Origin of the sequence: Psychrobacillus sp. FSL K6-4615, assembly GCF_038008225.1 — a bacterium.
GTDB classification, from domain to species: Bacteria; Bacillota; Bacilli; order Bacillales_A; family Planococcaceae; genus Psychrobacillus; species Psychrobacillus psychrotolerans.
In genome coordinates this window covers 1,356,774-1,371,724 of sequence record NZ_JBBOYQ010000001.1, presented here as the reverse complement: position 1 = coordinate 1,371,724, position 14,951 = coordinate 1,356,774, and the positions used below count along the sequence as shown (strand labels likewise).

Annotated in this window: 12 protein-coding genes; 3 read left to right on the top strand and 9 right to left on the bottom strand. The window is 36.2% G+C overall.

Features of this window, described 5'->3' with window-relative positions:
• Window positions 1–2 precede the first annotated feature (2 nt).
• Window positions 3–1,262, bottom strand: a complete 1,260-nt coding sequence (locus MKX53_RS06460) for a M48 family metallopeptidase (RefSeq protein WP_340909983.1) — start codon at window positions 1,260–1,262, stop codon at window positions 3–5.
• Window positions 1,263–1,428: 166 nt separating this feature from the next.
• On the opposite strand from MKX53_RS06460, the gene MKX53_RS06455 reads away from it, so the two are divergent.
• Window positions 1,429–1,569, top strand: coding sequence for a hypothetical protein (locus tag MKX53_RS06455; protein WP_340909982.1), 141 nt, complete (start codon window positions 1,429–1,431; stop codon window positions 1,567–1,569).
• Window positions 1,570–1,660: 91 nt separating this feature from the next.
• On the opposite strand, the gene glgA is transcribed toward MKX53_RS06455, so the two are convergent.
• From glgA to hpaB, 7 genes are all read right to left on the bottom strand, one after another.
• On the bottom strand, window positions 1,661–3,097 hold the full coding sequence (gene glgA / locus MKX53_RS06450) for a glycogen synthase GlgA (protein ID WP_340909979.1): 1,437 nt from the start codon (window positions 3,095–3,097) through the stop codon (window positions 1,661–1,663).
• 17 nt (window positions 3,098–3,114) lie between these two features.
• Window positions 3,115–4,221, bottom strand: a complete 1,107-nt coding sequence (glgD, locus tag MKX53_RS06445; protein ID WP_340909976.1) for a glucose-1-phosphate adenylyltransferase subunit GlgD — start codon at window positions 4,219–4,221, stop codon at window positions 3,115–3,117.
• A 14-nt stretch (window positions 4,222–4,235) separates the two neighbouring features.
• The gene (locus MKX53_RS06440; RefSeq protein ID WP_340909974.1) at window positions 4,236–5,393 is read right to left on the bottom strand and encodes a glucose-1-phosphate adenylyltransferase; all 1,158 of its coding nucleotides are present in this window, start codon (window positions 5,391–5,393) and stop codon (window positions 4,236–4,238) included.
• The gene (gene glgB, locus MKX53_RS06435) at window positions 5,383–7,332 is read right to left on the bottom strand and encodes a 1,4-alpha-glucan branching protein GlgB (RefSeq protein ID WP_340909972.1); all 1,950 of its coding nucleotides are present in this window, start codon (window positions 7,330–7,332) and stop codon (window positions 5,383–5,385) included. The genes MKX53_RS06440 and glgB overlap by 11 nt, the downstream gene beginning before the upstream one ends.
• A gap of 222 nt (window positions 7,333–7,554) precedes the next feature.
• On the bottom strand, window positions 7,555–8,583 hold the full coding sequence (locus MKX53_RS06430) for a glycoside hydrolase family 15 protein (RefSeq protein ID WP_340768809.1): 1,029 nt from the start codon (window positions 8,581–8,583) through the stop codon (window positions 7,555–7,557).
• 340 nt (window positions 8,584–8,923) lie between these two features.
• Entirely contained in the window at window positions 8,924–9,931 is a 1,008-nt protein-coding gene (locus MKX53_RS06425; RefSeq protein ID WP_340909969.1) for an LLM class flavin-dependent oxidoreductase, read from the bottom strand.
• 199 nt (window positions 9,932–10,130) lie between these two features.
• The gene (hpaB, locus tag MKX53_RS06420; protein ID WP_340909966.1) at window positions 10,131–11,579 is read right to left on the bottom strand and encodes a 4-hydroxyphenylacetate 3-monooxygenase, oxygenase component; all 1,449 of its coding nucleotides are present in this window, start codon (window positions 11,577–11,579) and stop codon (window positions 10,131–10,133) included.
• 252 nt (window positions 11,580–11,831) lie between these two features.
• Between hpaB and MKX53_RS06415 the strand changes: the two genes are divergently transcribed.
• Both MKX53_RS06415 and MKX53_RS06410 read left to right on the top strand, forming a co-directional pair.
• Window positions 11,832–12,650 carry a glycoside hydrolase family 16 protein gene (locus MKX53_RS06415; protein WP_340909961.1) on the top strand — a complete coding sequence of 273 codons (819 nt, stop codon included), beginning with the start codon at window positions 11,832–11,834 and terminating at the stop codon, window positions 12,648–12,650.
• 20 nt (window positions 12,651–12,670) lie between these two features.
• Window positions 12,671–14,008, top strand: a complete 1,338-nt coding sequence (locus MKX53_RS06410; protein ID WP_340909958.1) for a glycosyltransferase family 2 protein — start codon at window positions 12,671–12,673, stop codon at window positions 14,006–14,008.
• Between the two features lie 59 nt (window positions 14,009–14,067).
• On the opposite strand, the gene MKX53_RS06405 is transcribed toward MKX53_RS06410, so the two are convergent.
• Window positions 14,068–14,853 (bottom strand): SDR family NAD(P)-dependent oxidoreductase, encoded by a 786-nt coding sequence (locus MKX53_RS06405; RefSeq protein WP_340909956.1) that lies wholly within the window; start codon window positions 14,851–14,853, stop codon window positions 14,068–14,070.
• Window positions 14,854–14,951: the final 98 nt, after the last annotated feature.

Below are 14,951 nucleotides of genomic sequence, written 5' to 3'. Positions count from 1 at the left end.
TCTTATTCACTGGTATCATCGACTACTTTATTAATTCTTTCAAGCATTGTTGGATGAGAATATCGAAACCATTTTACTAGGAGTGGAGGATTCACTTCATTTAATCCAGCTATGGTTAGTTTTTGAAAAGTGCTCACAGCAGCACTTGGCTCTGCCACTAACTCGATTGCGTAGTCATCAGCTCTTGTTTCTTCATACCTGGAAATGTAATTTGTTAACGGACTTGATGCGAATGATAGAACGGATGTAATTAGTAAAAACAGTGGAAACGAATGAATAGCGTGTATCTGTTTTATTTTTAAGCGACTTCCGAAACGAGCGATAATCCAAGGCATTAGTTTTGCTATTAACCATAATCCTAAAATGGTCGTGAAAGTGTACACTACTATTCCAATATAAATATGTTTCTCTACATAATGGCCCATTTCATGTGCCATTACGAATAGAATTTCACCCTCTGTTAGCTGATTTAATGTCGTATCCCATAATACTATTCTTGAATTACTCCCGATTCCCGTTACATAAGCGTTCAGAGCATTTGTCTTTTCTGCCATATTCACTTCATATACATGGTTGGCAGGAATATTTGCTTGCTCAGCTAATGTGAGAATTTTTGTTTCTAATTCTTTATCCGTTAACGGATAAAAATCATTATATAATGGATCGATTACTACTGGTTGAATGAACATCATGAATATAGAGAACGGAATCATTAAGAGGCTAGCATTTATCCACCATTTCTTTGTGTTTTTATAGATAAGCCAATACAGCACCGTCACAATCACTACAGTCATACCATAGTTGACCCAAAAATCGATGAGATTATCTCGCATCCAAGAAGAAAAATTTTGGTTGCTGATTCCGTAGTTTTTACTTAAATAATACCTATAATAGTCCAATGGAAATAACACGATGAATATAAACAAGGACAACAAGAATAAATATACTGCTTTTTTAATAATTCCCCATTTTACTTTAATGAGTAGCGAGTTTGCAAACGCTTGAGAAAGGCCAGAAACTAATATGAAAATGTAAACTAGCCACTCAAAAGGTGTCGCGACAAAAAAGAGGAAATTCTTTATTTTTGAATATTCCTCACTCAGGTATACTTCTTGCTCCGACATAAAAGTATGCGGATCTGCGACTGTCCCCTGCAAGGATTCAGGTATACCTCCACTATTGCTATGAAAAATATATACATACATCACTAATATATATACTCCAAATAACAAAAGAGCGGAAATCCCGTATTTTTTTACCAAGACCATTCATCTCCATTCACACTTACTTATATTAAGTGTAAGCAGAAAAAATGAAATATAGAACTTCAACGAACCAATACGTTTTTCACCTTAAAATTAAAGAACTTATCATTTGGAATAACTCCAACTATACGGAGCACATTAAACTCTAGGAGGTGACTTAACTTTGTCAAACAAAAGCAAACCAAACTTTAAGAAAAAAGAACCAAATTCACGAAGCGATAATCGAGAAGAATTTTCAGGAGAATTATCTTCAAACGAAGCCAAAAGTAAAAATGAAAAACGAAATAACCAAAAGAACAGATAGAAAAATCATTAATAGGTGCTCTGGGCTCACTTGACTTTTAAGGGCAGCCTAAAGATGACGCAACTTTTGGGTCTGCGTCATCCTTCTGTTTTTATTTTTCCGATTTTAGGAGTTCCTCATACAATTTTATATATTGTAGAGAAGACGATGACCAGCTAAAATTCAGATCCATTGCTCGATCTATCAGGTTGTTCCACTTTGTAGGTTGGAAGCGAAATAGACCTACTGCACGTTCAATTGTATGTAACAATTCATGGGCATTATAATTAGCAAAGCTGAATCCCGTTCCTTCTTCGGTTATTTCATTGTAAGGAATTACTGTATCCTTCAGCCCACCTGTTTCACGGACGAGCGGCAAGGTACCGTATCGAAAGGCGAGTAATTGCCCTATTCCGCAAGGCTCAAATTGGGATGGCATTAGAAATATATCTGAACCAGCATAAATTTGTCGAGCCAATGATTCGTCAAAAAACAGATTAGCTGACACCCTATCAGGATAAATGTCTTCAAAATATCTGAATGATTCTTCATACTGCTGATCTCCAGTGCCTAGTAAAACAAACTGAACATCCAAACCGATGATTTCATGAAAGACATGTAAAATCAAATCTATCCCTTTCTGGTCAACTAATCTAGTAACCATTGATATGATCGGAGTATTAGCTTGGATAGGTAGGCCGAGTGTTTCCTGTAAATGTTTTTTATTAGCTGCCTTTCCCTTAGAATCATCGAATGGAAGCAATAAACTTCCATCACTTTTAGGATTATAGCAGTCATTGTCAATTCCATTTATGATTCCTTGCAGATTAGCACCTCTTTTACGTAAAAACCCGTCCAGTTTTTCGCCATAGTAGGAAGTCTGTATTTCAGATGCATAGGTTGAACTTACAGTCGTTAGGCAATCAGCAAAAGCTAGTCCTCCCTTGAGATAACTAATTCTCCCATAAAACTCTAAGGCATCTATATGGTAATATTGGTCGTCAAGATCCAATAAATCAGACAGAACTGTTTTAGGATATACTCCTTGGTAGCGTAAATTGTGAATGGTAAACACAGTTTTTAATCCCTGATAGTATGGGTTATTGTTATAATTGGCTTTCAATTGGACAGGTATCAACCCTGTTTGCCAGTCATGGCAATGTATTATATTCGGGCGCTCTTCTAAAAAAGGTATAGCTTCTAGTACAGCCCGAGAGAAGAATGCAAACCGTTCACCATCATCTCTAAATCCATAGCTACCACGCCTTTTAAAATAGTATTCGTTATCCAGAAAATATACGGTTATTCCCTGATAGTGAATTTTCTCTATACCACAAAATTGACGTCTCCATCCAACAGGTACTTCAATACTTTTAATCCATTGCATTTGTTCTTTAAACTGTAATGGGAGATCATCGTATTTAGGCAATATTATGCTAACATTTACGCCCTGTTCTTTTAAAGAATGGGGTAAAGCGCCAATCACATCGCCTAACCCCCCTGTCTTTATAAATGGAGCGCACTCTGAGGCTGCAAATAACACATTCATGCAAGTGGACCTCCCGTTTAAACTACTTCTTCTTTTTTGATAACAACCGGCTTATTTATCGCTGTGATTTTCTGATTTTTAGTGATAATTACTTGTTTATCCGTAATTACGTTTTCTATACGTGCTCCCTCTTCAATATCCCCTTTTTGCATAATGATACTATTTTTCACCACCGCTCCCTTTTTAACCTTTACTCCACGAAAAATAATACTATTTTCCACAGTGCCTTCGATAATACATCCATTGGCGATTAATGAGTTAGATACCTTGGAGGAATTCGTAAATTCGGCAGGAGCTTCGTGTTTGATCTTGGTGAAAACTTCCCATGAATCATAGAAAAAGTGTCGAAGAATTTCTGGGTTAAGAAACTCCATATTACTAGCATGGTATGTTTCTAGGGAGTGAATAAATGGCATATAACCCGTGTATTGATACCCTTGCACTTTAAGATTTATCAAATTAGCTTTCACAATATCTTTTAAAAAATCATATTCATCGTATTCTATGCAATTCTTTATTAAATCTATTAAAAGTTGTTTCTTAATCACATATGTTTCTAAACATATATGGTCACCTTTCTTCGGTGCTGTAAAGAAGTTTATATCACGGACTGCACCGTCTGTGTCTAGTGAACACTGATGATAAATGGGCCTTTTAACTGCCCCCCCATCATAATCCTTAAACAGAACCGTAATATCTGCTTTATTGCTTTCATGTTTTTTTAACACATCATTAAAGTCAATTTTACAAATATGGTGACCAGGTGCAATAATTACAGTATCTGCAGTTGCTCGTTGAAAGAATTCTAAATGATCATAGAACTGTTGTAAGTCACCTTTAATCTTTTCATCTGGATGAATGGACGGAAGTATAAATAGACCTTGTGAGCGGTGATCCAAATCCCATTCCTTTCCGGAGCCAAGATGATCCATCAATGACCGATATTTATCTTTGGTGAAAATAGCAACTTTACTTATTGAGACGTTCATAAAGTTGGACATTGTAAAGTCAATCATTCGGTAGCGTCCGCCAAAAGGTAAGGAAGCTAAACAACGGTGATGGGTCAATTCTTTTAATATAGGTCTTTCATTTACAAGATTAATAACACCTAAGACATTCCTCATTAAAATACCTCCTATTATAAAGCTTGCAGCAAAGCACTTTCCGAAGATATTTGTTGATTTTCTCCTATTAATATAAGTCCTTTTTTCGTGTCAGAGATTATTGCCCCATCTTCTATAACTGTACCGCTACCGATTATTGCTTTTTCTATTATTACATTATTTCCAATTTTTACATTTGGCATAATGACCGAATTCTTTACATTTGAGCCACTTCCAACTTGAACATTATATGACAGAACAGAATGGTCGACATTCCCAAATACTAAACAGCCTTCATTCACCAATGATTCGGTTACATTCGCATCTTCTGATATATATTGTGGAGGGTGGTTAGCGTTTCCTGCGTAAATTTGCCAGTTTGGATCTCCTAACTTAAAATTTGATGGTTCTTCCAATAGATCCATATGTGCCTCCCACAAGCTTTCAATCGTCCCGACATCTTTCCAGTAGTCTTTAAAACGGTACGCTTGTAGTTTTGCTTTATTCTTCAGCATTTTTGGTATAATATCTTTTCCAAAGTCATTAGAGGAACTAATATCCTCTTCGTCTTCTGTTAAATATTGTTTAAGATGGTTCCAATTAAATATATATACACCCATGGAGGCTAGGTTACTTTTTGGATTTTGTGGTTTTTCATCGAATTGTATAATTTGATCAGTTTCGTTGGTATTCATAATACCAAAGCGATTTGCTTCTGCCCAAGGTACCTCTATGACCGCAATGGTCGCATGTGCATCATTTTCCATATGATCTTCAAGCATTTTGTTATAATCCATCTTATAAATATGATCCCCCGAAATTACAAGTACATATTCCGGATCATTATGATCGATAAAATGAAAGTTTTGGTACACAGCATTAGCCGTACCTTTATACCATTCACCGCCATCTTTCCCTTGATAAGGTGGAAGCATAGAAACCCCACCGTTATTACGGTCCAGATCCCATGGCCGTCCGTTTCCAATATATGAATTTAAAATATGCGGCCGATATTGAGTAAGTATGCCGACGGTATCGATACCCGAATGTGTACAGTTACTTAACGTAAAATCGATAATTCGGTATTTCCCTCCAAATGGTACTGCGGGTTTAGCTAAGTCACTCGTCAATTCCCCGAGCCTCGAACCTTGACCTCCTGCTAAAAGCATTGCAATCCATTTTTTAGATGCCATTTAGATGGTCTCCCCTTTTTCTAGTTTTTGTTTCTTTCATGAATATCGCCATTCCTAATGGTGGTACAGTTATTTCTAGGCTATAAGGTTGTTTGTTACGCGGAAATGGATTAGTGCTCCTAATGGTAGAATTCAACTGTCCCGAACCACCAAATGATGCAGCATCACTACTAAATGCTTCATAATAATTACCTTTAGTAGGAACTCCTATTTGATAATTGTGGTAAACCTCGGTTGAAAAATTACAAACTATAATGCAGTAATCACCCTTCCGTTTTCCTTTTCTCATAAACGTAATCACACTTTGTTCCCTATTGTCTGCATCGATCCACTGAAATCCAGCTTGCTCATGATCCAGCCGCCATAGGGAAGTGGTTTTTTGATAAAATTTATTTAACTCTTTATAGTAATTAAAAAAACTAGAGTGAGTGTCAAAATCTAACAGCATCCAATCCATCTCCTGCTGATATTTCCATTCGTCAAATTGACCAAATTCACTACCCATAAATAAAAGCTTTTTGCCGGGATGCGTAAACAAATAGCCAAATAAAAGGCGTAAGTTCGCAAATTTTTGCCAGTAATCACCGGGCATTTTATTTAGTAATGACTTTTTGCCGTGAACCATTTCATCATGCGAAAATGGAAGAACAAAGTTTTCCGAAAATGCATATAAAAAGGAAAAGGTTAATAAGTGATGATGCTTCGGTCGTTCATTCACATCCAGCTTCATATATTTGAGTACATCATTAGACCAGCCCATATTCCATTTGTAGTTAAACCCAAGACCCCCTAGACTTGTAGGACTTGTTACAAGTGGCCATTCCGTAGCTTCCTCCGCCATCATAAGTGCGCCAGGAAATCTCCGGAAAATGATTTCATTTAGCTTTTTTAGAAATTCAATTGCTTCGAGATTCTCTCCTCCACCATACTGATTCTTCAACTCTACAGGAAGAGGATTATCATGATTTAAATAAATCATGGATGAAACTGCATCAATTCGAAATCCATCTACATGATAGACTTCCATCCAAAATATGGCGTTTGAGATGAGAAAGCTGACGACTTCGGGTTTACTATAGTCAAAGCTATATGTTCCCCAGATAGGTCTCTCTGCTCGCATGGGATCTGCTGATTCGAACAGAGGCGTCCCATCAAATCTTCCAAGTCCATGGATATCCTTACAAAAATGCGCTGGCACCCAATCAAGAATCACACCAAGCCCTTGTTGATGGCATTGATCTATAAAATACATTAATTGCTCAGGCGTCCCATATCTGCTAGTCGCTGAATAATAACCAGTAATTTGGTAACCCCATGAACCATCGTAAGGATGCTCCATAACAGGCATTAACTCAATATGGGTAAATCTATTATCGATTGCATACTCAATTAGTTCGTCAGCAAATTCTTGATAACTATAAAACTCACCATCTTCTTTTTGTTTCCAGGAAGCCAAATGAACTTCATAAATAGCCATCGGTTTATGATACATATCTTTCTTTACTCGCTGAGTCATCCATTTCTGATCTGACCATTCAAATGCATTTAAATTGTAGATAATAGAAGCTGTTTCTGGTCGAAGCTGCGAATAAAAGGCATAAGGATCTGCTTTTAATACTTTTTGTCCGTCTGGACCTGTAACCTCATACTTATAAATATCTCCTTGTGCTAAGTCGGGAACAAATAGCACCCAGATTCCAGATTGATCCAAACGTTCCAATCGATGCTTTGTACCAATCCAATTGTTAAAATTACCTACAACCGATACCTTTTTAGCATTCGGTGCCCAAACTGCAAAACGAACTCCTTGCACTTCGTTCTCTTCAATTAGATGAGCTCCAAGCATCTTATAGCTTTCATACAATGTTCCTTCATGAAAAAGGTATACATCAAAATCACTTGGGAGTCGCCGGTGATCCAACTTCATAATCTCTACCATTTAAACACCTCTTTCAATCTATGATTCTTTTCATTCAAATACTCGTTCTCCCCTAAATTATTCGCCATTAATCTTTAAACACCTTTTAATATTTCGCTATTGCCAATAGTATATAAATTTCGACAAAATAAAAAATCCTCCATGCACTGAAGGACTTTTACTAATATATTTTGTTCTGTAAATATTAATAACGATAATACACTAAAGTGCATTGACCAGAGATTAGCTATTAGCTGTCCTCCCTTTTGGGGTAGAAGATGCATCAATCATACGATTTAAAAATAAGTAGGAAAGTGAGACAGACCAAGCAAGTGGAGTGTTACCATTTGGAACATTTTTACCACCAATATATAACTCAGGAACTTCCCAATTTTCTGGGATAATTCGCTCTGTTTTACTAATATATTCGAAAGCTTTGTCATACATACCTAGCTCCAAATAACATAGTCCGAGCCAAGGTAGTCCAAAGCACCATTCTGCTTCGCTGCCTTCGTTATAATACTGATCATTGTGATAACGAATACAGCCATGTGTGCGCTCAAGTTGTTCAGAAACCATTTCAACTATTTTAAGAGCAGTTTTCCTTTCAACTATACGATATGGATAGATAAGTGAAAGTAGGGATAAATCTGTTTCTTTCGTTTCACTTTCTCTAGGTAAGAGAAAACGCAACGTCTCTTCACCTTTTTGAATTAGTTCATCCTTTACGTTTACTAACATTTTCACAGAACGTAATCCAGCAACACATGCTCCTACACTGGAAGCATGTAGTTCCATATTTTCTTCCCACATACCATTATCCTTTGCCTGCCAGTATTGAAGACACTCTAAATAATCGACCAGCTTCTGAACGATAGCGATATCTTTCTCATCACGAATAACTTTATGGCCATGGCTCACCCCTACTCCCACACCCCATAAAAATGCTCCAATTGCATCATTTTGAGCGTGACCCCATTCTTGGTTCAATTCCTCTAAATCTGTAGAATAGCGTGAGTGTATATATTCAAAAAGGTAGACAGGTTTTTGTTCTCTATGGATGTCTATTTTCCATTCATAGGTTTTAAATAGATCAAATAACGCATAATATGCTTTTTCATACCGATCAGATTGACTTTGTAAAAAAGGCAAAACTGTGTATACAATATCACGTATCCAGACATAATTGTAGTCTTGCGAAACACTGGCAGTATAGGCTCCATTCGGTAAACGCATCCGATCTAAAACTTCCATAGCATTGTTGACTTTCATATACGAGACCTCCTTTAATAATATCTATACAGTGATTGTTAACCATTTTCTTTTATTCTAGACAATTTAAACAAAGACGAAAGCGCTTCCAATAATTATATATTATGCAAAATTTTTTAATTGGAAAAGCAACAGTACCTAGTCTTTAAAAATCTTTATTTTCTTAGTTACAAATTTCAGATTCTACTATGCGTTTAGTATCCAATGCTACCACTACCCAAGATATTAATTTGTAAATCAGCATTTGGGATTTAGTTAACGAATAATATTAACCAAACCTAATTCAACAAAAAAACATAACGAAGTCCCGGAGGAGGGATTCGTCATGTTTCGTTTGCTGTTAAATTTGGTCTACGGCTTCCTTGAATATTTCATATGAACGTTTTCTAGCTTCCTGGTCATAAATGTATGTAACTGCCATCAATTCATTTACATGGTATGTCTCTAAGAATGGTTTTAATTGCTCCGTTATTGTATTTCGACTGCCTTTAAAAGTATAAGTCGACATTGCACGTACTGCACTTTCCTCTAAATGATTCCACACACCATTCAAGCTTTCCACTGGCGGCTGTAATAAGCTCTTTTTACCAGACACCACATTTAAATAAAATCGATCACTAGTAGTAGAAAGCAGTTTCGCTTCTTCATCGGTTTCTGCTCCTATTACATTTACACAAACAATCACATAAGGTTCAGATAGATACTCTGAAGGAACAAACTGATTTCGGTAAATTTGTATTGCATGTTCCAACTGCTGAGGAGCAAAATGTGCAGCAAATGCATACGGTAGTCCTAAACGAGCAGCTAATTGTGCGCTTGAAGTACTTGAACCTAGAATATATATTGGTACATTGGCACCGACTCCCGGAAATGCGCGAATAGCTCCTTGGTTATCTAGCGATTTAAAGTAATTTTGCAATTCTACCACGTCCTGTGGAAAAGAAAAAGCAGTTTCCTGTGTAGTCCTGCGGAGCGCACGAGCTGTTTGCATGTCTGTACCAGGTGCACGACCAAGTCCTAAATCTAGTCTATTTGGATAGATATTTTCCAGTGTCCCAAACTGCTCTGCAACTACAAGAGGTGCATGATTTGGTAACATAATTCCACCTGATCCTACTTTAATCGTTTCGGTTTTTTCCAACACATGGCCGATTAGAATGGAAGTTGCTGAACTAACAACATTCGGTGAATTATGATGTTCTGTTAGCCAGTATCGACTGTAACCAATCTTTTCTACGTGTTGCGCTAGGCTAACCATATCCTCAAAAGCCTCTTTGTTTGTTTGGCCTTCCTTTACTGCCACTAAATCCAAAACTGATACAGGAACAGGTTGAAGTCTTTTATTCATATATTTACTTCCCTTCATTATATAACGTCTCCATTAGATAATAGAATCAAGTTACTATTACTTCAAGGTATCTGCTTGATAAGTCTTATAAACTATTTGTATAGAAGACATACAAAAACCCCATCTAAGATGAAGGATGGGGTTGGCTCTATACAATTATTTTTTGATATTTCACCGTGATTTATAGCTTCCATTTCCCTTAATGTTCCTTTGACAAATCGAGAAAATCTTTCACTCGTTGCATATATTCATCTGCGTCATAAGAGAAGTATAGCTGACTAGCTAGTCTAACAGGATCTCCGAAGAAGAAACGTTCGTATAACGTTTGCCGAGTACCAAAAGAACTCATCGTTAAGTCCCACGCTAAGCGGAAAAGTTGGACACGATCCTCACCCGTATTTTCACGAGATTGTAAGTAATGATTTAATTCATTTCCTACAGGTGATTGAAAAGTATTTCCTGTTGGAATAGACATTAATCCACTGGCACCTAATAGTTGAATAATTTCTGTAAAACGCGGATATACGCGAGGATATACATTCATAGCAATTTGTAATGTCGACCGATCTGGCTGCATCCATCCACCTTTGTCTATTTTGGCTTCTACTTCTGATTTAATCACTAGTGCTTTCATCGTTTCCAAAGCAATAATTATTTCGGAGACTTTTTCTTGCACATGTTGGTATTCCCCAATATTAATAGTTTCAATAATAGAGTGGACTATTCCTAATATGAATTCGGTTTTCACAATTTGCCTAGATACTACTTGATGAAGTGTAAAAGGCAAGAAAGAATTCGATCGCATAAAAATATTGGAGATAGGAACATTATCATAAAAAAATACACGTTCCCAAGGAACTAATACGTTATCAAATACAACAATACTATCCATTTCTTCAAACCTTGAACTTAATGGATAGTTAAAAGACGAATCACCTCCAACAAATGATTCTCTACATATGAACCTTAACCCTGTTGTATTACTAGGTATTGAAAATGCGAAACCATTTCCATCCTCTTCCTTCCCATTTGCAGAAATAACTAAAAGCTCATCCGTTATTCCACCTTGTGTCGCAAGAAGTCGTGCCCCTTTTATAATAATACCATGCTCGTTTTTATCTACAATTTTTGCAGCAATTGGCTCTTTCGAACGTTCTATATACAGTTGAGTCCGATTTACTTGTGGCTCTATAAATGTATGGGTCATAGAAATATCTTTTTCTCTTGCGTATTCATAAAATGATTGCAGGTTTTCTGGGAAACAGTTTTTTTGATCCTGCAACAGATGCACGGATGAAGCTAGAGCCATTAAAACAGTGTTCATATAATCTGGACTTCTCCCCATTAACCCGTTGTTACTTCTAGCCCATTGCTGAATCATTGTACGTCTTGTTACTAAATCTTCCTTCGTCTTTGGTTGTAAATATGAAATACCAACCCTATTTTTAGTTGTTGGAGATAGATACGTTAAAATATCCTTTAAGTCTTTATGATGCTGAAGTTCATATAATGCAGCCTGACTCTTAATAATTCCTTTAAATGCAGGGTGCTCCGAAATGTTACCTGTTACACGTTTCCCCTCTATCCAAATATCCGTTTTTAGCTCATCAATCCGTTCAATATACTGTCTCCCCGTTATAGCCGGCATACTCTCACCCCTACTGTATTAGGTTGTTCATAGCACTATATTATTCTACTGAAGCTGAGGTGTGACGGATCAGTTCTGAAAGATAAAAGGATAATATCAATTGGCCTGTCTCCACTTATAAAAAGGAAATCCTCATACTTCCTATTTAAATCTATTCTCTTCTTCTTTTACTGTGCAAATCATCCAAAAAAAATTATTGTTTAGTGGAATAAATTTCCTTATTTATGAATATACTTCACCTAGAAGAAGGAAGTGAGGTCTATTAAATACTTAATTCTTATATTTGTTATTTGTTTATATGGCTGTAGCGAGCAATATACAAATCCCCCGAGTCAAGACTCTGTTGAAAATCAATTGATACAAGTATCCAAAGAGGATTTCTCAACGGAGGACATACCAAAATATGAATATTATGCAAAACAAGGTTGGACTCTAACATTTCAAGATGAGTTTGATGATTTAGAAGTGTCGAGTAAGAAATGGAACAAACTAAATTCAGGTTATAAGGATCATGGTCGTAAGCATCATTATTTACCGGAACAAGTTTCTAGCTCCTCAGGCACTTTAAAATTACAAGTTGATAATAAACCATTTCAAAGTTATCCCTACCGTTCAGGTGCAGTAACTACTCAAGGACTCCACGAACAGCTTTATGGAAAATTTGAGATACGTGCAAAACTACCAGTGGGACAAGGGTTATTACCTGCGATTTGGCTACTACCAACAAACCATGCTGCCTTCCCTGAAATCGATATAGTGGAGATGTTGGGTCAACTTCCTAACGAAATTTGGCATGTCGGTCATTCAGGACCAGGTAAACGTGAATATCAAGTTACCAATATAAATGGAAGTCAATGGCATTTATATACGCTAGATTGGACTAAAGAGGAAATAATTTTTTCGATCGATGAAATTGAAAGATTCAAGATCAAGAATTTTGCCAATACAAGCATGTACTTATTAATGAACGTTACAGTCGGCGGTGTTTGGGTTGGGGACCCAGACAAAGAAACGAAATTCCCCTCATATATGGAAGTAGATTACGTCCGAATTTATTCAAAAAATAATTAATATTAGAAAGTTGGAACAAATTGAGTTATTGGTCTTTTTTATTTACAGCAATCTTCGTACTTTATCTCTTATTACAATTAAAATATATATATAGATCCTTAAAAGTTAAAAAAGCACCCTACATTTCAAATAAAGAGAAAAAAATTACTGTGTTAATCCCTGCATTTAATGAGGCGCTCGTTCTCTTACAATGTCTAGAAAGTTGGAAAAGGTTAAACTACGATAACAAAGAAGCTATATTTATAAATGATGGGTCAACCGATAATACGATGAATGTTTTACATGAGCTACTTGATCTATTAATAGTAGAAAAAGAAATAACCTTAGATAATTCATCCATAAATTTTTCTAGACTCTTTCAAAGTAAAAATTTCCCACAAATTTACGTAATCGATCAACTAAACGGTGGTAAGTCGGCTGCCCTTAATGCCGGTATCTCCATTGCAACTGGAGAAATTGTAATTACCCTTGATGCCGACTCCATATTAGAAAGTGATAGTCTTACTAGAATTAATGAATCATTCTCTGATCCAAAAGTGATTGCTGCTGGTGGTATGGTACAAGTGGGACAAGTAATAAATAGAAGAGGTAATAATTTTTACGGGAAAAATTGGATTATCAAGTATCAATTATCTGGTTATTTATCTTCTTTTTATGTACGGAAAGTAACACAAGCAAAGTTAAATGTATTAGGAGTGGTATCTGGGGCATTCGGAGCTTTTCGTCTATCTATCCTACAACAAATTGGTGGTTTTAAAGATACGCTAGGAGAGGATATGGAAATTACTTTTAGACTTCATAAATTTATTCATGAGCGGAAACTCGGTGAAAAGATGATATTTGTTCCTGAGGCAGTTTGCTATACAGAAGTTCCTGAAGATTTCAAATCTCTATTACATCAGCGAGTTCGTTGGCAAAAAGGTTTTCTAGATTGTATTAATCTATATAAAAAAGATTTTTTTACCAAACTAAGTAAAAGGTTCTCCTTTTTTTTATTATTCGAATCCATTGTACTTAGCATTTTAGGGATAATCACAATTTTTATATTACCAATTACCTTATATTTAGGGAATGTATCTCCATTTACCATTGTATTGCTTATTACTGCATGGTCTAGTGAATTCATTTTAAGATTAGTAGCGGTTCAACGCGCTGGACATTTTGGTTATACCTTTTCTTCTAAGCAGTGGTTAAAAATTATATTATTTACTATTTGGGAGTCTGTAACTTATCGCTTGCTGGATACCTTTTTCTTCTTTTATGGATCCATCCTTTATATTTTCGGTAATCGCCATAATTGGCATAAACTCCAAAGAAACGGATCTGTCATCTACTCCGAATTGGAACCTGTAAGATGACCTATCTTCATTAAACCCGAATGGCCCTATAGGGGTTCCCATTCGGGTTCTTTTTTTATTTAAAGCGTCCCACCAGATCCACCATCAATATTAACAGATGTTCCCGTTACATAAGACGCGGCATCTGACACTAAAAAAGTAATGACATTTGCTGCTTCTAAAGTTTCACCAATTCGCTGAAGTGGAATCGTTGGACCAACTACATTTTTAGAATATTCTTCCCAAGTAAGTTCTGGAGCTTCTTTTTTCCACTTCAATTCGATTTGGTTGCTTCTAATAAGGCCAATACATACTGTATTAACTCGGATATTATCTTTTCCCAAATCTTTGCTCATCGCTTTAGTCAATGCCATTCCAGCTGCTCGACTAACAGTTGTTGGCAGCGAACTAGCAGGAGGTGTTTTTCCTAATACTGCTGTTACGTTTACAATTGCTCCTCCGCCCACTTTTCTCATATAGGGTATTGCAGCTTTTGACGTATGTATAGCTCCAAATAATTTTAAATCTAAATCTGTTTGCCACAAATCTGTTTCCACTGATTCAAAAGGGTTTGCAGAAGAAGTACCAGCATTATTAACTAAAATATCAATACGTCCATAATGATCTACTGTTTTTTGAATAATTTCTTTGCATGCTTCTTCTTTGGTAATATCCGCAGGAACAATAAGTACTTGTACCCCTGTTTCACTATTAATAAATGCCGCAGCCTCTTTTAATTGTTCTTCTCCTCGAGCACAAAGAGTTACCTTAGCCCCTTCTTGCACTAATTGTAAAGCTGTTTGTAAACCTATCCCTTTACTTGAGCCCGTAACGATTGCTACTTTTCCTGCTAATCCTAATTCCATTATGTTACCCCCTCTAATTCAAATCATGTTCTTCTTTCATTATATTACAATTTTATATTTTGTCAGAATTATTGCTCTCCTCATTAGGAATCAAAATA